10 protein-coding genes and 1 tRNA gene are annotated in these 20,259 nt (G+C 61.1%); 3 read left to right on the forward strand and 8 right to left on the reverse strand.

The features are described from left to right. Positions 1–4: 4 nt before the first annotated feature. The gene (locus RT513_RS08175) at positions 5–781 is read left to right on the forward strand and encodes a 2-keto-4-pentenoate hydratase (RefSeq protein ID WP_290685170.1); all 777 of its coding nucleotides are present in this window, start codon (positions 5–7) and stop codon (positions 779–781) included. A gap of 18 nt (positions 782–799) precedes the next feature. Here the strand turns inward: RT513_RS08175 and RT513_RS08180 are convergent, their stop codons facing one another. Then, positions 800–1,072, reverse strand: a complete 273-nt coding sequence (locus RT513_RS08180) for a hypothetical protein (RefSeq protein WP_290685172.1) — start codon at positions 1,070–1,072, stop codon at positions 800–802. A 724-nt stretch (positions 1,073–1,796) separates the two neighbouring features. Between RT513_RS08180 and RT513_RS08185 the strand changes: the two genes are divergently transcribed. Next, on the forward strand, positions 1,797–2,651 hold the full coding sequence (locus RT513_RS08185; protein ID WP_290685174.1) for a nucleotidyl transferase AbiEii/AbiGii toxin family protein: 855 nt from the start codon (positions 1,797–1,799) through the stop codon (positions 2,649–2,651). A gap of 92 nt (positions 2,652–2,743) precedes the next feature. On the opposite strand, the gene RT513_RS08190 is transcribed toward RT513_RS08185, so the two are convergent. From RT513_RS08190 to xth, 7 genes are all read right to left on the reverse strand, one after another. Next, positions 2,744–3,523 carry an HNH endonuclease gene (locus RT513_RS08190; protein WP_290685176.1) on the reverse strand — a complete coding sequence of 260 codons (780 nt, stop codon included), beginning with the start codon at positions 3,521–3,523 and terminating at the stop codon, positions 2,744–2,746. A 13-nt stretch (positions 3,524–3,536) separates the two neighbouring features. Then, positions 3,537–5,516 (reverse strand): hypothetical protein, encoded by a 1,980-nt coding sequence (locus tag RT513_RS08195; RefSeq protein ID WP_290685265.1) that lies wholly within the window; start codon positions 5,514–5,516, stop codon positions 3,537–3,539. Further along, the gene (locus tag RT513_RS08200; RefSeq protein ID WP_290685178.1) at positions 5,500–9,939 is read right to left on the reverse strand and encodes an Eco57I restriction-modification methylase domain-containing protein; all 4,440 of its coding nucleotides are present in this window, start codon (positions 9,937–9,939) and stop codon (positions 5,500–5,502) included. Before RT513_RS08200 ends, RT513_RS08195 begins: the two co-directional genes overlap by 17 nt. 3 nt (positions 9,940–9,942) lie before the next feature. Beyond that, positions 9,943–12,708: a DEAD/DEAH box helicase gene (locus tag RT513_RS08205; protein WP_290685180.1), complete on the reverse strand. Its 2,766-nt coding sequence runs from the start codon at positions 12,706–12,708 to the stop codon at positions 9,943–9,945. After that, complete coding sequence (locus RT513_RS08210; protein ID WP_290685181.1) at positions 12,705–17,885, reverse strand: DEAD/DEAH box helicase; 5,181 nt, start codon at positions 17,883–17,885, stop codon at positions 12,705–12,707. Before RT513_RS08210 ends, RT513_RS08205 begins: the two co-directional genes overlap by 4 nt. A gap of 208 nt (positions 17,886–18,093) precedes the next feature. Then, positions 18,094–18,170, reverse strand: a tRNA-Arg gene (locus RT513_RS08215). Positions 18,171–18,517: 347 nt separating this feature from the next. Continuing rightward, a complete protein-coding gene (gene xth / locus RT513_RS08220; RefSeq protein ID WP_290685183.1) occupies positions 18,518–19,297 on the reverse strand; it encodes an exodeoxyribonuclease III in 780 nt (259 codons plus the stop codon). A gap of 103 nt (positions 19,298–19,400) precedes the next feature. Between xth and RT513_RS08225 the strand changes: the two genes are divergently transcribed. Next, positions 19,401–20,237: an aldo/keto reductase gene (locus RT513_RS08225; RefSeq protein WP_290685185.1), complete on the forward strand. Its 837-nt coding sequence runs from the start codon at positions 19,401–19,403 to the stop codon at positions 20,235–20,237. Positions 20,238–20,259: the final 22 nt, after the last annotated feature.

A 20,259-nucleotide genomic window follows, 5' to 3' on the forward strand; every position in this document is an offset into this window, starting at 1 on the left:
TTCTATGATTGACCAGAATCTCGATTACCTCGCTAACTTGCTTTGCCGAAACCGCCGGCAAGGACTGACCTCAGATATCCCGTTCGATCTGCTTCGAAGCGAGGATGACGCCTGGGCGGTGCAGTCAGCAGCAATCTCGGCCTTCGCCAATGACGCGGTGGGCTATGCCCTGATAGGCACTTGCCCCGCCATCCGCGGCACGCTTGGCCTTACCAGTCCCATCTACTGCCCGATCCCTGTGGGAACAGTTCTTCAGGACTCCGACGGGCCGTTCCGGCTTCCCCAAGGCTTCATCGGGGCACAATGCGAAATCGTCTTTACGATAGGAGGTCCCCTAGGGGCGGAGCAATGGCCCATCACTCGCGATCAATTTTGCAAGGCGATCCTGAGCTACCAACCGGCTATTGGTCTTGTTGGGCGACGTGGTCACCTGACTGGGCAACCACACCTGGCAGCCATCGCTGACTACGCGTTTCATGTTTCGACGATCGTCGACAAATATCATGAGCCAACAGCCCTGGAGGCCATGGATCAGATCGACATGCGAGCGTCGATCAACAACGAGCAGGTGTTTCAGTCGGCATCGGGAGAGGGGTTGGTTGACCCCATCAACTCTGCGCTCTGGCTCGTGAATGACCTGATCGCCAGAGGCAATTTTCTCAGCGCCGGCGATATCGTAGCGACCGGATCAATTATCCCGATGCTGCTACAAATCCTTCCTGGTCAGGAACTGAAGGTCGAGTTGTCAGGCGTTGGCGACGCAGCCGCACGCTTTCTTTGAACCAACAGATTTAGCCGATCAAACGGCCAACTGATGGCCACTGAAAATGTAGAGACCTAATGCCGTCGCTGCCAACCATAGTGCTTCATCCCAGTAGGTGAAGCTGGTCCTGCCGAACCGCTCGCCACGACGAATGGCATAAGCGATGGCCATTACGCCGTATATGCCGGTCCACAACGCAAATGTGGCAAGGAAGTTCTCGCTCTTCAGAATGTGGGCGATTGCCGCAGCGACGACCAGCTTGATGCCATAGCGTCCAATGTGCTCTCGCGACTGCTCGTCTAACCGCATAACACGCCTGGATCGTTCTTTAGATCAGGCCGAAGACGAGAGTCAGCCGGTAGCCAACATACCCGACGCCGATCGCCGTAATTGCAAGGACAAGCAACAAGCCAAGCCCACCCCCACCTGGCTCGTTCTGAGGGCGCGGCGCCTCGTTCTGATTCTTCCTGCCCCGATCATTCCCAGCCATTTCCGATGAGCGCTCCCTCGGCGCTCCAATGCGCAGCCACTTCTAGAATGCCGCCGCATAGGAATTCGAGAGGGACGGTCGGCAAGCTGCATAAGCAGATTCTATTTCGGAGCTTGAGGTGCGTTGCTAGAGGAACTGCATCACAGGCTCAGAATCGAAAACCTTACTCCCCCCGTTCAACTTCAATCTTAGGAACAGCGGCTGAAGTGTTCATGGTTCTGGTATGAAATGGCGCGCCCGACACGATTCGAACGTGTGGCCTCCACCTTCGGAGGGATGTAGTCAGCGACATAGGTTATCACAGTCGTGCTATCCTGTGTAAGGCACTGAAATTAAGCCGCGAATCCCACGGGGGAGACCAGACTAGCGAGTTGCTCTTCGGCGTTCCTTGTTCCGGCGCTTCCTTGGCGCGTTCGCAAAGGAAAAGCCGGTCACAACACACATGCCAAAGCTTACAAAACGCACCGCGGAATCCGCCAAAGCGCGGGAGAAGGACTACTTCATCTGGGACAACGAACTGCCTGGCCTGGGTCTCAGGAGGCCGTGTTCGCCTTGAAGGGTGGAACGGCAATCAATCTCTTCGTCCGAGACATGCCACGCTTGTCAGTCGACATCGACCTGACCTACCTGCCAATTGAACCGCGCGATATCTCGTTAAAGGGCATCAACGATGCAATGTTGAAGATCGGTGACTCGGTCACCAAAGGTCTTAAAGGTGCGCGCGTCACGCCTCGCATTCTGCGACCGGAGAACATCGCTTCCAAGCTAGACATTGAGTTCGACGGCGCGCGCATAAAGATCGAGGTGACGCCGGTCTCGCGAGGCTGCGTGTTCGATCCTTCGATGATGAGCGTATCGGAAATGGTCGAAAAAGATTTCGGCTACGCGGATACGCAGGTGGTGTCATTCCCCGATCTCTATGCCGGGAAGATCGTCGCCGCACTCGATCGCCAGCACCCGCGTGACCTGTTTGACGTACGCGCCCTCCTCGCAACGGAGGGCTTGAGTGACGATCTTCGCGTCGCGTTCGTCGCCTACATGCTCAGTCACAACCGGCCGATGTCAGAAGTGCTTGCTCCCACGCGCAGGGATATCGCCCTCGAGTTCGAGCGCGGCTTTGTCGGGATGACGGCAGAGCTCGTACTTCTGGATGATCTTCTCGAAGCCCGCGAAGCGATCATCGCTGACGCAGTCGGCAACATGCCTGACGCGCACCGACACTTCCTCGTTGCTTTCAAACGAGGTGAGCCGGATTGGGACCTACTCGGCCTGCCGCATGTAGCTGATTTGCCCGCGGTAAAGTGGCGTCAGCAGAACTACGACAAGCTTAGCTCAGACGTCCGCGCGCGCGAGGTGGCAAAACTCGAACGCGTGCTTCTTGGACGCGTAGAACAATGAATCGAGCCCGCCATAGGGAATGGTCCACGCAGGACGGATCTTGGCCAAACGAACGCAATCTAGCGACATGAAGCCGTCGTGAATGCGGGTGGCTAGGGCACCGAACCCGCCAGCTGACCGTGCTCAATTCGTATGTACTCGCGATGTCGAGCCAGCCGACGACGATGGCCATCTGTTAATGGAATGGGGGCATGCCACCGCAGTTCGGCACGCGCTTGCTCGCTGAGGCTGGATGAGAACTCGGGTCTACCGTGGTCGTCAAAGGTGACGAGCGCGCGGTCGAAAGCGGCATCCCACAGCGCCGACAGCAGTAGGCCATTGTGCACGTCAAGCCGCTCAGCATCGTCGGCACACCCGGCCCATGGAATGATATGCGAGGCGCGCAGCAGGGCCGGATCGGCGATCCCAGTCAGGGGACAGCACCCCTGCCAATAATCCATCAAACGGCTGCGGAAGACATCCTGTCCGATCCTCTGCACGATCAGCCGTTCAGCCTCCGTCTTGCGTGGTAAACCTGCGATTCGCTGCTCAAACTCCCGCAAAGGGGCGTTGGGCAAGCTTGCGCCCAGCTCGTAGGCCCGACGCAAGCTCGCATAGAGCGCGCCCAGGGTGTCGAAGGCGAACCGGGCGCAACCGGGTCCAGAAACGGCGGCTTTGGGAAGGCCTAATTCTTCGACGACGCCTGGATGGTCGAGTGCAAGAAACCATGGACCCTGTGGTCCGCCCGCGGCGAGACGAATCGTGCCGTGCGCGGTGGTCGAGCCGAAACCCGCCCAACCCGCATCTTCCCCCAAGATGCGGCGAAAGCCGTTCTGCGACGCGGCCTTCTGGCATTCCTCGCGGACGACAAAGGATTGTGGCGCTTCGAGCACTGTCCATTTCTCCCTACAGATCGCGTGCCAGCAATCGCTCTGAGCCGGGTGCCCCCTTCAGGGTCAGTCTCAGCCAGGGATCGCGACGGAGATCGTCAGGGGGGCGGGTAGTCGTCGTCACGATGTACTGAAAGGTCGTGGTTTCCGTCAGCTCTTCAAGCTCGCGCATCAGGCGGAACAGCTCATCGTAGATGGAAAGGCCGAGATCGGCCTCGCGGGGACTGTCGTGAACAAGAAATGCGGGAACGCGGGTCGCACCCTCAATACTTAGGCAAAGGCAAGCAAGGTCGAACGCCAGAACCTTTAGGGACTCGATGGCGGCCGTGCGGCGATCTCCATCAACGTCGACGGTTAATTGCAGCCTATCCCCGCTCAGCGTCACCGCCCCCTTCGCATTCTCGTTAACCAGGCGACGAATGATGGCCGAGAATTTCTCCGTTATCCTGCCGAACGTCAGACCTTGCTTGTCGCGGAAAGCCGCGAGCCTTTCCCGTTCCTTGGTCAGCTTATCTTCGAAGCCGCGCAGCCGCTTTTGCGCCTCATCTCGCTCGGTCGACAGCTCGGCAAAGCGCCCGACTCCTTCCTTGAGTCGTGTCGCCGCCTGCCAGGCAGACGCGCGCGCATCGCGGACGCTTTCGATGGCCTGAACCCGCCTTTCCGCCTGATCGACCTGTTGGCGCCCGAGAGCACCGGCGGGCTGAAGTTCTTTCAGTCGAGCTTCGAGGCCGTCGATCTTTTGCTTCTGTTCACCGATTTCCTGACGTTTGGTGGCCAGCCGGGCTCGGCATTCCGTCTCGTCGTGCAGCTTGTGGGATAGACCGCATTTTTCGGCCAATGCCTTTTCGATCGGCACCTCGCAAATTGGGCAAACCTGACTTGCCGCATTCTCCGCGGCGAATGACAGGCTTGGTATTTCGCTGGAGAGCAACCTGAGGACTTCTTTTTCGGCTGGCACCTGTCCCTCCAACCGGATGCGCTCTTCATCGGTGCGCCTCAGTTGCTCTCGAGCGTCCTGCGATGCCTTCCTAGCTTGGCCCAATTCAGCCAAGTCGCCGGTCGGGAGCTGGACCGCAGCGGCGAGCTGCTCGTCGGCGGCCTTCCGAAACACTTCCAAGAGCAAGGGCATTTCCGGCAAGGTTTGCTCGGCAAGGCCGAGTTGATCGATCAATCGCGCGTGGCGTCGGCCGCGATCCCAATCGAGGTAGGATATTTCTCGCTCAACATTCGCGACATCTGTTCGCAGCGCTTCCTCGGTGCGTCGAGCCTGCTGCTCCTCTTCGGTGATTGCCGTGAGGAACGCCCGAAGCGCCTCGCGCCGAGGCCCAATTTCACGCCCGCTTGCCGGTAGCGGCGCATCGGACCCGGATGCTGGGGAGCGCCAATCGAGAACGTCGTCGAAGCGGCACTCCTGATCGCGTGTGAGCCATGCGAGCGCTACCGGCCACGCCTTTTGGCTAGGCTGAAGGCGGGCCAGATCCGCGACACCTGGCGTCACAATGCTCTGTTCAATGGCCTCGATCAGCGGGTCGATGCTGGTCGTCGCGCCATCGCCGCCGGCGATCTCGTCGAGGTTGCCGTTGGCGATGGCGACATGCCGGCGCCGGATGCCCAATGGCCGCACAACGGTCCAGCATACGCCATCGAGCATCACCTCCGCGCCGACGATTCCATTCGGAAAGGCGACCGCAATCCGTTCCCGCTGCGTTTCATCGGCGAAGCGCTGCTCGCCGAGACAGTAGCGCAGCAGACGGCAGAACAGGGTCTTGCCGCTACCGTGACCAATGGCGCGAACACCGCCACCGCTATCGTCGTCGAAACCGTCCGGCGACCAGATGATGTTCAGTCCCGGTCGAAGCGCGATGTCGCGGATTTTCTGGCCGCCGGGCGCTTCCCAGATCGCCAGGCGCCGCACCCAGAGGCGCGGCTCTTTCAGGCCTGCCGGAACGGTCAGGTTGAGTTTTGGGGAATCGAACATCTCATGCTGCTGCGGCATGCGTGATCCAGTCCCGAACCTCGTCCGGCATGGCGGTGACGGTCGTATTCAGGTCGAGCGCAGCCAGTGCTTCCAGCACAAATCCCGCTCGTCCATCAGGCCAGCCAGTAGTGTCGAACGCATCGAGGCCAGGCCCCGGCGCCCACGTCCCCGCCGACAGATTTTCGATCAGACGGCCATTGCCACGATGGTTGGAAACGGCCGTGCCCCAGCCCTGATTGGTGCGGGCCGCGAAGCCAATGACATTGCCAGTGCGCAGTTCAGCCTCCTGTTGGACTAACCGCCGCCACTCCCGCGCTTGTGGTTCCTGGAGCAGTGCGGTCAGAAGGTGAGGCTCCAGCATCATCGCGGCGGCTAGGCGGACGGTCCGGCTCGGCATCGGCCTGTCGATCGCCTTAAGGATCGCGGTCAGGGCGGCCCCGGCATCGTTCGGTTGCTGCGCTGCGCGCGCCCAGGCTGCATCGGCCAAAATGGCGAGCGTGGGCTTTGCAACGACGAGCGTTGTAGCCGCGACCTGGCCCGCCCCAAGTCCGACAGCGACGAATGTCCCGTCCGCCTCCATCCGGTCCCAGGCCTCGAGCACAAGGCGACGGGTACGGTATTCGCCAAACTGGCGGATTTCCTTTTCCTTCAGCACGCGGAATGTTTCGGACGGATAGTCCGGTCCTTTCACGTCGGCTGGATCCAAGATGTAGCGGAGCGCGTCGCGCCTGAGTTCGTAAGCATGGGCGTAGAAAGCATCAAGTTCAGCACGTAAACGTGCTCGGCGCTCCTCATTCCATTCAAACGGCGGGCCGTCGTGACCTAGATCGCGTGCGAAAGGAGCCATAGCATGGCTAGTGTATATGAGCTCAAGCACTCGAGGGACGATGAAGGCAAATTCCCCAGCGCCGTAAAATGATGGCGGTAAAACTGGAAGCTGCTCCATCAAGAAATAATTCAGGTGCGTGCCGCCAACTTTCTGCCTGGACGCATAGTCGAACGGCAGCGACGAGAGATTTGCGATCAGAACAGCATAATCTCTTGGTTGGTGCTGCTTGTTCAGAATTATTAAAGGGAGGTTGTTCCCGACTGCGCACACGGGAAAAGCCGTGGCAATTGCGGTTCTTTCGTTTGTAGCGTTTGTTGTATCACGCCAGCCGAATAGCCATTCGGCCGTCCATTGTCGATCGGCAAGCCACTTATGGATATGACTGCTTTCAACCCACCAGCGCGGCTGCGCGCAATAATCTGGAGATATGTGATCAGCTTCCGAGACGTCTGAGAACGTCTCGCTTTGCGCATTGTACGAAGCCCAACGATGATCGTAGTGGTGGATCATCTTTGGTTCGTACAAAGGAAGGAAATCAGGGCCGTCCTTTGTGACCCACATGTTGCCTTGAAGCTTTGCCTCTAACCCAGCAAAATCCTCTTGGGTCTTAAACAAGTGACTGTCGTCAGTAAGATTTAGAATGCGAATTAGCTCAACGCGCCATCCGCTCTTATCGGCAGAGCTCTTGTCTATGAACGATCCGGAGCGGGTATAGATAGATTTTGTTAACTCGGCATCCGCGTTCGATCTAAATACGGGACAGGTCTTGGTGTTGGGGTTGAGGAGGTCAATGTCTGCCGATGAGAGCTTAAAGCGGCGCCGTGGATCGGCGATATGACCTGTGTTCGTTGCAAAGAATACGAAATCCGCTTGAGGAACATTCCTTCCCACCGTGAGAATTGCGAACTTCATTCGACTATCAATTGGGAACAGTTTCTCCCTGTTTTCAAAATCATATAGGCAGACAAGTAAGTTGTTTGAAACAAGGTGCTCGAAAAAGTGCTTGTTGCCTTCGTCGGTTGCAATGCCGCTTTGAACAATTACACCAGAACGACCGGAAGCGTTGCCAATTTTTAGAGCTAGCTCTGCAAACAACGCATACAAATTGAGCTTGCCAAAGGCAGTGAGCGCAAAACGCCCTGATGACTTCACAAACTCCTTTGTTCCTTCGACATTCCTAACTATTGACCTGTAGCTATCCCACAAATTTTTGTTGGTATTTTCCAGCTGAGCGATAGCGTTTTTTCGCTTAGCTCCCGCGAGATTGGCGATATGAGGCGCAAGGTTTGAGAAGAACTCTTCATCACTGAACTGAATAACCTCCCAAGGCGGGTTTCCGATTACTACATCGAAGCCGCCGCCTTGCATCACATCGGGAAACTCCAACGGCCAGTGAAAGGCACCCGTGGCCCGTGCCGCGCCGCGTGCCGCATCGAGCATCGAGGTGCTGGGGCGTACGCCGCGCAGCCATTCAAAGATGGTGCCACTGGTGGGCACTGTCTCGGCCCCGCGTCGAGGCAGGCCGTCCTGTCCCGCAGATGTCCCTTTTGGCTTGGGTAGCAGAAACGCCGAGACGTAGAGGTCGCATGCTGTCTCCAATTGCCAAGCGGATGCACCTTCTACAGTGAGTATTCTTAGACGTTCCGCCTTGGCCTCAATTTGCTCCACTGTATTTTCGGGCATCGCCCGGAGTGCCTCAAAGTCACGCAACAGGTCGCGTGCCTGGCTGAATCCGAAACCTTGCGCGATCCGCTCTTTCTCGTCTCGCTCTCGCCGATTCTTCTGAGCGTAGTGCCGCGCCACCGCCTTCTCGTCGCCCGTTAGCGGTTTGTAGGCGGCGTCGGGAACTCCCTCTTCCAGCATCTTCAAATTGAACACACCCAGGAGCGAGTCGCCGCATCGGATCTGTGCATCGAAGAAGCCGAGCGGAAACCCAGGGTCCACCGTCTCGATCCAGAGAGCAACCTTGGTCAGCTCAACCGCCATCGGGTTGCGATCTACCCCATAGATGCAGCAGCGGGCAGCGTCGCGTAGCGCGCGCCGGAAGTCGGCCAGCGAGGGTGTGCCTTCGGCGCGAATGCGGGCAAGGCGTGTGGCAATGCGGCGGGCAGCTGCCAGAAGGAAATGGCCCGATCCGCAAGCCGGATCGATGACGCTGAGCTTCAGCAAGGCCTGAGCCGGATCGGCGGCCTTCGCCTCCGCCTTGTCGAGAACCGGGTCGAGCGCGGTATCGAGGAGCGCCTGCACGAGGCTGTCCGGCGTGTAGTAGGAGCCAGTGATCTTGCGCTGGTTGCCCTTTTGCTCTGCAGCCTCCGAGGCGAAGACGAGCGTTCTGCCGTCGTCACCAAGCTGTGGTTGGAGTTCGAGCAGGGATTCGTAAACAGAACCTAGCTCTTCCGTCTCCATCGCTCGCCAGTTCACCGGCACGATGCCAGTTCTGTCAGAGAGCCATGATAGGCGGAACAGCGCCTCCATGAAGGCGTGGTTGCGCAGCTGAGCAGTTTCGAGATGCGGGAGCTTGTCGGCGCTGAAAAGGCCGCCGAGCGCCGGCAGCCCAAGCGCCGCCTGCCCATGAGCAAGGGCGCGGAAGACGACCTTGATACCCTCGTAGCGGTCTTGGTGCTTGTCCCATGACGCGGCGCGCGCCGCCTGCGCCCGAAGCGCGGCAAGACTATAGCCTTCCGCATAAAGCCTTCGAGCGTCCGGCTTTGCAGTCTCAGGATGAAGCAGGTTTCGGTCTTCGGCTACCATTAGGAAGATGAGACGGTAGATGAGACGCAGAAGCTCGTTGAACCACTCGGTGAGATTGACCTCGCCGGATTTCAGGCGCGCGGCGAGGTCAGGATTTGCTTCGAGGAAACCTGAGCCCAGCACCTTCAGCGCGGTTTCGACCTGAGCTGCCAGTCGGTTGCGTGCAGCCTCACCTTCGCGTGAACCGGCCTCGCGCCAGCGTTCGAGCGCGCAATCCGTCACGGGCGTGCCGGCGGCCCCGAACCGGGTCCGATGAATCAGCGACCAGAGGACGGCGAAGGAGGCCGCATCGTCGTTGGTGAAGATGGCTGCTAGGTCGGCTTCGATATAGGCCGGCCGAGTCAGCGAGGCGTTATCGCGCAGAAGGCGGATCACGACCCCGTTCGTAGCCAGGCCCCAAAGCGCGTTATCGTTGTCGTTGAGATAGTCCTGAAGCGCGAAAGCCGGAGACCGCGAACGGTCTATCGAGAGCGTTGGACTGCGCCGATCAAGCCTTTCCTCGGAGGGCGGCACGACGACGATAGGGACACGGCCCCCGGCAAGAAAAGAGATCGCGCCGTCGGTCGGAGCGAGATCGTCGAACCCGAAGGTTTCGGCCAGGAAGGCTCTCACAAAGCGCCGCGCGGCGTCGACTGAGGGGTTCTGAACTTTCGCGAAGGCGTCGAAATGGGACTGACCGACACGGAAGGCCGTCGAGATCTCCTCGCGGATCGTCAGCCCCTTGCGGATCCGGTAGTCCTCCTCGGTCTGTTCGGGGGCTTGCCGACGGTCGATGCTGGCGACCATCGCCGGAGCGATGAGATTGCCCTCCAAGGTCAGCGATGGCCAGGCCGACATGTCGGTGACGGGTTTGCGCGCCATGGCTCAGGCCTCTCCCGGCATCAGCACGAACAGGCCGATCGCGTCCGGCGGCAGCACGGCCTCCACCGTGACGCGTGAGGCCGAGCCCGACGCTATCCGGAGGCGGGCATGGTCTTGCATGAGTTCATGCGCGCGCGATCGAACGAAGTCGGCGATCGGCCCATCGAGCAGGCTCGGCAACTCCTCCTGCGCCTTCGTGATGAACCTGTCGCGCGCGACAGGCGCCAGGTCGGACGTGGCCGGTATATTGAGCCATTCGCGGGCGTTCTCGCCGACCGCCACGACGCGGTCGCCCTGAAGCGCTACGAGCGCCGCTTCTTCCGCCAACAGCAGCCGTTCTTTGCGGGCATGAATGGTCAGCTTGAAACGGAGGCGCAGGAGCGCCACTCGGGTGACTTGCTGGACAGCATTTGTGGGCCAAGAGCCGACGCGACCGATGCCCAAACCCGACAAGGACTCAGGATCGAGGGACGCCTCGGCCAAGGCTTCGGCAAGTGTCGCCGTCAGAGGGTGCGTTCGGGTGAGCAGCGCCGTGCCTGACGGTGCGGGTTCCGTCGTCGCCAAGCGCACCGATCCTTTCAGATCGCGCTCAGCCAAACGCTGGCGCAGCCCGGCCTCCAGGGCGTCGACATGCGCCAGAAGCACGGCCTTTCTGGGCTCTAGGGGTATGCCGAAGCGCGCCATCGCCCGTTCGACGAAGAGGCGTGCATCTGCGGGGGAGCCTAGCAGCGCGCGGACCTTTTCCCATTCCGGCGCGACTTCTTGGGGCTTCATCGCGTTCTGGGCGAAACGCGCCCGGGATCGTTTCTCGTTTTCCGCGGCATCGCGCCACCGCGCTTCCATGACCTTGGCCCCGTCATCAAGGCGGAGGTCGAGCGTGAGCTGACGGGAAACGCCACGGCGCAACATCATCGAGGCCATCAGCGCGTCAGTAACCGGTCCCCGGTCCTCGGGGAGCGGGACGGTCACACCCGTCGCCTCGCGGATTTCCTCTGCCTTGCGCAAGATGACCTCGAGCACCGCGCCATCGATGGCGCTGTCCGGCGAGAACATCATGATCGAGCGGACAAGCTCGGCCGGCTGGCCGAAGCGATCGACCCGTCCTTCGCGTTGCTGGTGCCGGGTCGGATTCCACGACAGGTCGTAATGGACGACCGTATCGAAGAGCTGCTGCAGATTGATGCCTTCTGAAAGGCAGTCGGTCGCGACCAGAATGCGCTGGATCGGTTTCTCATCTTCCGCGGTCGCCATATCCGCAACCCGATCGCGGCGTTCGTCCGGCGTGAGAACGCCCGTCACAGCTTCGATGGTCAGTTTCGGAAAGGCCTTGCGCAAGCCATCACGTACATGTTCCGCCGTCGCCAGATAACGGCAGAAGACGACGGGATTGGCGTCCTTTTTGATGAGGGGCGTCAGCGCCTCGACCAGCGCCGCCAGCTTCGGATCGGGCTTGGCGACCAATTCCTCGGCGCGTGTCACCAAACCGAGCAGGTCCGGATCGACATCAAAGGCCGTGCCCGGTTCAAGATCGACCGCGTCCTCGTCATCCCCGTCATCATCATAAACCTGGGGTTCGAGGCGATCGCTCTCACTCGACATGCGATTTCGCAGCGCACTCAATGCCGCGGCCGGCGACGAGCCGACGCAACGCATCAGGGCCAGGGTGCCCCAAAAGGCGAGACGTCGCTCCCGCTGCCCCGAGCCTGCCCGGGACACGATGCCGACGCAGTAGTCGATTACAGCTTCCTGAAATTCGCGATGGGCTTCAGACAGCGGATAGGGGACTTCCTTCGTCTCATGCTTCGGGAAGGCGCGATCTTCGTCCCAATCTCCCGAGATGAGATCGATCCTGCGGCGCTGTACGAAATGCCGGGCCAGACGCTCGCGGTACCGAGCATCATCAAAATCCATGGACGCAAAAGACGGGTCGACGACAGACAGGAGGCGCGCGAAGGCCTCCTGATCGCCGGAATGCGGAGTCGCGGTCAGAAGGATCATCCGCCGGTCGCTGTTCCCAGCCAGTCCGGATAGAAGCTCGAAGCGCTGCTGCCGCCCCTGGTGCGTACCGACACAGGCATGTGCTTCATCAACGATGATGAAATCCGGACAGGCGCGTGCGAAACCATCGCGCCGCCGCTCAGCTTTGATGTAGTCGAGGCTGACGACCGTGAATGGGTATGCGTCGAACAGAGTCTGCGCGAGTGGCAGACCACGCTCCAATCGGCTCGCGGTGCCCGACGTGACCGGAACCGCGTCGATCCCGAAGCGCGCCTTCAACTCTCCGACCCATTGCTCCACCAGATGCGGCGGGCAGAGCACAGAGAACGCGTCTACTTCACCACGGTCCATCAGCTCGCGCAGGATGAGCCCTGCTTCGATCGTCTTGCCGATGCCTACATCGTCTGCGATGAGCAGGCGGGGCACCGGCATGCGAAGCGCCATGAGCAAAGGCACGAGCTGATAAGTGCGCGGCTCGAAAGCAAGCTGGGCGGCGGACCGGAATGGACCCGCACCGCGGCGCAGCGTCAGGCGCATCGCATCCGCAAGCAGCGCCGCCTTTGCCTGGACTGTCGGCACGGCGTCGACTGGCAGATCGAAACGGGCGGGCTGCACCGGCAGGATCTCGAGCCCTGGATCGAGGATCACCGTGTCGTTCTCGCTGCCGGAGAGAGGACGAAGTGCCAAAATGCCATCCTGCGGGGCTGGCAGGGCGACCCACTCGCGCCCGCGGGCGCGGACCAGATCTCCGGGGGCAAAGTTGACCGTCATCGGGACGTTCCCCCGAACATCGAGGCCATCTCATTCGGCACACCCCCCGAGGGCGTTTCCGGCAGCTCGAAAACAGTCCAACCTTTGGCCTCGGCTTCCTCGCGCGCCGCGTCGCCTATCGGGGAGATGCTGGCGGCCACGAAGTGACTGCGCCAGGCGAGGCTCATCTGCTGGCCGGAAAAGCGGACGGGGGCCCCATCGGGACGTGGAATCCCCGCATCCTTGAAGGCGCTCTCCCATCCTCCAGCCTCGGCGGACCCGCCGGGCGCTGAAGCAAGCACCACCTGTCCGCGCGCCAGATCGATCAGCAACTGCTTCGCTTCTTCCCGCGTCCGGTCGATCAGCTCGTGATCGGGCTGATTGAAGTAGGATAGTAGGCAGCGATAGCATCCGCGAACGCAGGCCTCGCCTTCGCGGCTGACGAGCAGATTCGCATCACCTCTAGCGATCGCGTTATCGACTTGGTCGAAGTGCATCAGAGCCAGCGCCTCGCGCGCGATCTTACCGATCGCCCGCGGATCCTCGATCAAGCGGTTCAGCACGCCGGCGCCGCCTTCGGTCGCCTCATAAGCCAGTATGGCGCGGCGATTATCGCGTGCTGGCAGCGGCTCGCCGAGAATTTCACCCTCTTCCAGCTGGAAGACTACCTCGATGCCCCTCATGAGGGCGTGCTGAACCGTCGCGATCGTCTCCGGCGCATAGGCTTCAGGCTCGCTGAAACGGAGAAGCAGCGCGTTCTTGTGGTCGCGGACAATCGGGACGATCCGAACCGGTCTCACCACGTCGGGCGGCAAATCGACATCGGGATCTTCATCGTCCGACTTGGCCCAATAGCCACTACGCGGATCGATGTGGAAGCCGAAAACGGTCTGATTTGCTCGCCGCTTCAGGCCTTTGTTGATGCGGCTGATCTCGGCGCTGTTGGCATATTGCAGATTGAAAAGTGAGGTGTCGTCGCAACGAAAGTCGGCTTCCGTTATCTGTGCGCGGCCATCCCGCCTCGGCCAGGAGAATACGGTCTGAATGTCGAAGCCTTGCCGGACGCGTTCTTCGTCATTGGCCGTGATCCGCTCCGCCGGCGCGGCCTCAACGTTGTCGATTCGGAGTGTCCGCTGGACCGGGACTTCGCCTGCCATCGGGCTGGTGCAGGCATGGCAGCGCTCAACCTCGCTGTCATGACAGGCGCCGCAGTTCGAGCAGATGTAGATGTCCCTAGTAGCGAGTTCCGACCCGTCTCCGGTCCGAACCTCTGGTGGCAGCTTCGCCTTCATCACCCGGTAGGCGCGGCCTTCATGGTAGATCAGGCTGCGCGGTCCGAACTCCGAAATGGCCAAGAAGCGGGCGCGCTGGAGGAATGAGCCGGATTTTCCTTCGCCAGGTATGAAGGCGTAGAGCGGCAGCCGCGGGAAATTGTAGCCGGGGAGGAATCCTTCCGTTGCAAGATAGCGGTAGGAATAGAAATCCGAGCCGTTCGAGGCCTTTCCCTGTTCGAGAATGGTGATCTGGTCGCTCGCCTGCATCTGCGCAGCCTTGATCCGGCGACGGTCCGCACCTGATAGACCCGCGATCTCCGAACGGGCATTGGCCTCCATCAGCTGCGTACGGGCTGAGTTGTAGAGCTCTCGCCAGCGATCGAACGACCGATGGAATTCAAGAGGCGCGCGTTGAGCCACCTGAGTAACGAACTCATCCGGACCGGTCATCCAGACCGGGTTCCGGTCTTCCACGGAAGCGAGGATTTGATCGAGAATGCGCTTCATCGGGCCATGCGCCGCGATCGCGAGTTCTGGCCGGTCGATGACGTCGTGGATTTCCGGCTTCAACGGATAGCCCGGCTGCGTTAGGTCGAGAATATCCGGGATATCGGGGGACAAAGCGAGCTTCGTTTCCGCGAGCCACACAGCATGCAGATGCGAGCGGACGAGTTCTTCATTGGTGATGTCGAGCGCTGGCGGTCGGACAACACCAGCCACCATCTCGTTGCGCCGTTCGAAGAAATACTGGTCGTGCGGCGATTGCGCCGCGCAGTAGGTCACGATGACGGCTGCCTGTCCGGAGCGGCCAGCACGACCAGCGCGCTGGGCATAGTTCGCCGGAGTTGGCGGCACGTTTCGCAGATAGACAGCATTGAGCGCCGAGATGTCGACGCCGAGCTCCATGGTTGGCGAACAGAACAGGGCAGGCAGGAACTGCTCGGATTCTCCGACCGCCTTCAGATCGGAGATATTGGTAGCGAGGTTCTCTCGATCTTCTTTCTCGAAGCGAAAACGCCATTCGCGCCACTCGCGCTGTTTCTGGGACACTTGGGCCGTATGCTCGCGGCCCTCGAGCCCCCAGAAGCTGCTTTTCCCGGCCTTCAGATCGGCCGCGATCTCGTTATAAAGGTCGTGAAAGTAGCGGTTGCCCAGAGCCGTGCCGGCCCGGACGGCTTTGCCAGGCACGATACGAACGGCTGACGGGGACAAGCGCCACCCCTGCAGGTCTGCCTCTATGTCGATGCGCGACACCAATCCCTCGCGGGCGAGGAGCTCCATAAGGCCCGTCATGACCGCCAGATAGTCCGCCTTGCCCAGTTTGGTCCCGATGACGCTCGTGCGGTTGACAAGGCGCGCGATACGCGAATTGTGCCCCGCCCGAACGATTGTCTGTTCTTCGCGCAGTCCCACTCGGTCCTTGCCGGGCGCCTGCAGAAATAGCGTGGTGCGGCTTCTGGGAGTTTCCTTTGCGTCAATCGCCCAAGGGGTGCGCAGAAGATTTCGAGATTTCTGCGCGACGGTGTCGAGGACGGTCAGATCGAGCGCTTCCGTGCCAACGGCCAGACCGTCCAGCATGGCGCCGAGGAGCTTCTTGAACATGTCCATCCGCTGGGGCACGTCGAGTGCTCCCAACTCTGGCAGGACGGCTGTCAGGCGCTCCGTGTCTTCGGCGATGGCATCAAGTCCAACGAACGTGACATCGACCAGTTTGAGGACGGAAAGGCTGGGATTGGTATAGCGCCAGCCCCGGCGCAGGTCTGTCCAGAGGCGATGAGCAAGCACCTTCGCGAGAGAACGCTGGGCGTCTTCGCGGATCACTGCGCCAGCCTCGGGGTCGAGCATCCAGTGAATGCGCGCATCCTGATTGGCCGCCGTGAACCCGAGCGCCTTCACGACCCGCAGGCCGAATTCGTCTTCGGCTATGCCGTCGTCTCCGGCGTCGAGCACGGCCCGCAGCATCGCGCCGCGCAGGAGGCTAACGAATAGAAAGTCGTTGAAGTGCCCCGCCTGAAGGGCAGCGTCCTGCCGGTTGTCGGTAAAGCCAAGGAGCTTGCGCTTCTCCTTGGGAACGCCGCTGTCGCGCCTGTTCATCCACTCGAGGGCTGTTGCGACGAGCAGCGTGGTGGCGGAGCTGCGGCCTTCGCCCGACAGTCCTACGAGCTTCGTGCGCTCCCTCATGCTGGGGTGCGGCTGATCGAGGCAGCACGGGCAGAAGCCAAACTTGCCGGGAATGAACCAGAAGCTCCTCCCCGATGAATCGTACCGACCATCGGGAGCCACAGTGACCATCTGAGGCATCCGACGTTTTCTGTTCGCTCGCAGCCGCTCGATGCCGTTGCGCTCCTCGCGCCAATCCTCGGGGTAGGTCTCAGTTTCACCCGTAAAGGCGTAGTCGAGATCGCCGTCTCCGCTGGCGGTCAGGTAACCCGCCGCATCCTCCTCCTGATCGTCGAGCGGCGCATCGTCGATGTTTCTCGGCACAAACAGGGTACCGTCAGCGTCTTCCGTCTTGGTGACGACATGGACCTCATGTCCGCACTCCCGGCAGAATCTGGTTGGATAGAGGCGATGACCCGGCGCGCTCGGATCCTCGAGCTGACCTTCGAACAGCACATTCCGAGGCTTCTCGGTCAGCGTCGTGAAAACTTCCCCCGCGCCGGATATGAACTGGTGCAATTTGAAGGCCAGGAATGCTCCCGCCCCCGAGCCACCCCGATCCGCTTCTGGAAGGCTGATCCTGGTCAGGAAAGTCTCAAGGCTCGTCCGGCAGGTGTCGACATCTATCCCGCTGTCTTCCGACAAGAGCGCGACAGCCTTTTCGAATGGGATCGGCTTCTTGCGCTTGAGTTCATGCGCGTCATCCAGGCCGATCGCCAACTCCGTCCAGACCGCCAGAGGATGCTTTCTCAGGAGTTCGTCGGGCAAAAGTTCCGGGAGCCCACGGGTGAGCGCAGACGCAAGCGCCGGCCGCACTTCGTCGAGCTTCAACCTGTCGTCCGTTGCCCGTTCAAGTGACTCATCAATGACCGACTCCGGCCCGATAGATGCCCCGAAAAGACGCGAGGCCACATCCGCCACGGTCTGCGCGCGGTTAGCGTCTGACCCTTCGTTCGCCATCGTCGCCGAGGTCCCAATGCAGATTGGGGCCCTGTCGGGCGTGCAGCGGTTGCGCAGACGACGGACGAGAACGGCGACATCAGCGCCCTGCCGGCCACGATAGGTATGCAGCTCGTCGAGAACGATGAAGTCCAGGCCGCTGGCGTTCTCGATGACCTTCGTGTCGAGGGCATCCTGCCGGGTGAGCAGCAACTCGGCCATCATGAAGTTGGTGAGCAGGATATCCGGCGGGTTGTCGGCGATCCGCCGCCGTTCTTCCGGGTTTTCCTGGCCGGTGTAGCGACGCACCACAGGCTTGATGTCGGACGACAGCCCGGACTGGGATATGAATTTCTCGATCTCGTTGATTTGGCTGTTTGCGAGGGCGTTCATCGGATAGACGATGATCGCGCTGGTCCTACGTGGCTTCCCCGCTTTCCGCGCACGCACGATTGCATCGACCACCGGCACGAAAAAGCAGAGCGACTTGCCCGAACCGGTGCCGGTTGTGACCACATAGCTCTGACCAGCCCGCGCTTTGGCTATGGATTGGGCCTGATGGCGATGGAAACGCAGGGGCGTCGTCCCGAACCGGAATATCCTGCCGGTCGCTTCGTCGAGATCGCCGGAGGCGACCAATTCATCGACGGTGGGCCCCTGAAGAAAGCGCGGATTGATGGACAGCAGGGCGTCGGGCCAGAACCGTCCCGCATCGTACTGGCGGTCGATCTCTGCCTTCAGGTCTTGGGACCGAATGGTGCTGAAGGAACGAGAAAAGCGGGCATAGGAATCGATAAGTCGATGACCGAATTCGAACGCCTTCATTCCGCTTCCCCCACGGCCTAGACCCTGACGTGTCTCTTTGCCGCCTTTCGTCTACCCAGTTCTTCTTACCTACAAGAGAACCTTATGGAAAAGAGGCGAGCTTTGACAGAGTGCGCATAGACGCGCCACGCACGTCTTGAAGCGTGGTCCCTTGTTGTGCCTTCGGTAGCAGTCTTGGGGAGTAAGGTTGGCCGTCATCGAAGGGAAATGGCGCACCCATCAGGATTCGAACCTGAGACCTCTACCTTCGGAGGGTAGCGCTCTATCCAGCTGAGCTATGGGTGCATTTATCTTCAGATAGTGTCCGAGGTCGACCAGGGTCAACCTCGATTCCAACTTTCAAACGATCGCAAACGGTGCGCGCTGGAAGCACTGCCGATTATGGTCGTTCGTACTCTACAGCTTCCTTCAATTTGCTTCCGCGGCGCTTCCGCGACCACGTAAGCAGTTTCTCTGCTTCCTTCGAGTCCCGCCAATCGCTTGGCTTTCCTCAACTTTTTCAACCATCACCCACGGCGCGCTTGACGTAGCCTTGCCTTCGGAGGGCAGCACTCTATCCAGCTGAGCTACGGGTGCGCGTCTGGTACGTCTCTTAACCGGCCTCCGGGGCGGGTGCAACGGGTTTTCTGCGGTCAGGCGTCAAGCTCGATCCAGATCGGGACATGGTCGGAGGGTTTCTCCCCTGCCCGGACCTGCTTGTCGATCCGGCAATCGGACAGCAGGTCGGCGGCCTGCGGAGTGAGCAGCAGGTGGTCTATGCGGATACCGTCATCGCGGTGCCAGGCACCCGCCTGATAGTCCCAGAAGGTATATTGGCCAGCGGATTGATTGCGCGCGCGGAACGCGTCGGTGTAGCCGAGCGCCAGCAGCTTGCGGAAGGCGGCGCGCGTCTCGGGCAGGAACAGCGCGTCCTTCACCCAGGCCTCGGGGCGCTTGGCGTCGCGCGGGTCGGGAATGACGTTGTAATCGCCAGCCAGCACCGCGGGATCCTCCAGCGTCAGCAGGTCGCGCGCGCGGGCCTCCAGCCGCTCCATCCAGGCGAGCTTGTAGTCGTATTTCGGCCCCGGCGCGGGATTACCGTTGGGCAGGTAAAGCCCGCAGACCCGGACAGGCCGCGTCGCCGCCACCGTCGCCTCGATCCATCGGGCCTGCTCGTCGCTCTCGTCGCCGGGCAGGCCGCGGGTCACATCCTCAAGCGGATATTTCGACAGGATCGCCACCCCGTTGAAGCCCTTCTGCCCGTGGGTTTCCACGTTGTAGCCCATGTCCTCGATCGCTTCGCGCGGGAAACCCTCGTCCACGGTCTTGATCTCCTGCAGGACGACGACATCGGGACGCGCCTCGCCAAGCCAGGCGGTGAGCGCCTCGATCCGTGCGCGAACCCCGTTTATGTTGAAACTTGCGATCTTCATGCGGCACCTCCGACGCATCGTTGTATCCTTCTCGCCGCCGAAGGCCAAGAAGATGAACCTTAACGGGACGGCGCGCATTGTTCCCGTGCAGAAGGAGACGCAGATGAACGAACGCGGCATACGCTTCCCCGACCGGGAAGAGGCAGCCCCACTTGGCCAGGGCACCTGGATGATGGGGGAAGACCCGTCCCGCCGGGCCGAGGAGATCGCCACGCTGCGGAGGGGTCTGGATCTCGGCCTCACGCTGATCGACACGGCCGAAATGTATGGCGACGGCGCGTCGGAGGAGATGGTGGGCGAGGCGATCCGCGGCCGGCGGGAGGAGGTGTTTCTCGTCTCCAAGGCCTATCCCCAGAACGCCTCCGAAGCCCGTCTGCCGGATGCCTGCCGCGGGAGCCTCAAGCGGCTCGGGACGGACCGGCTGGACCTTTACCTGCTTCACTGGCGGGGAGACGTGCCGCTGGGCGAGACGGTGATCGCCATGGAGCGGCTGAAACGGGACGGGCTGATCCGAAGCTGGGGGGTCAGCAATCTCGATACCGATGACATGGAGGAGCTGCTGGCAGCGGATGGTTTCGGCTGCCAGACCGATCAGGTGCTCTACAACCTCACCCGGCGCGGGGTGGAGTGGGATCTGCTGCCGTGGCTGTCCTCCCGCGGGATACCGGCAATGGCCTATAGCCCGATCGAACAGGGCCGGCTTCTTGATCACCCGGAATTCACGTTGCTCGCCGAGAGCCTCTCCCTCTCGCCCGCGCGCCTCGCGCTGGCATGGCTGCTGGAACGGCCGGGCATCATTCCAATCCCGAAGGCAGGGAGCGTGGCACATGTGGAGGACAATGCGGGCGCGCTCGAAGTCAGGCTGGATGAGGAGACACGGACCTTCCTCGATACGCTGTTCCCGCCGCCCACCCATCGGACCGCGCTGGAGATGATCTAACCTCCGTCCATCACCTCTGGCC

Origin of the sequence: Haematobacter sp. (genome assembly GCF_032102465.1) — a bacterium.
Lineage (GTDB): Bacteria > Pseudomonadota > Alphaproteobacteria > Rhodobacterales > Rhodobacteraceae > Haematobacter.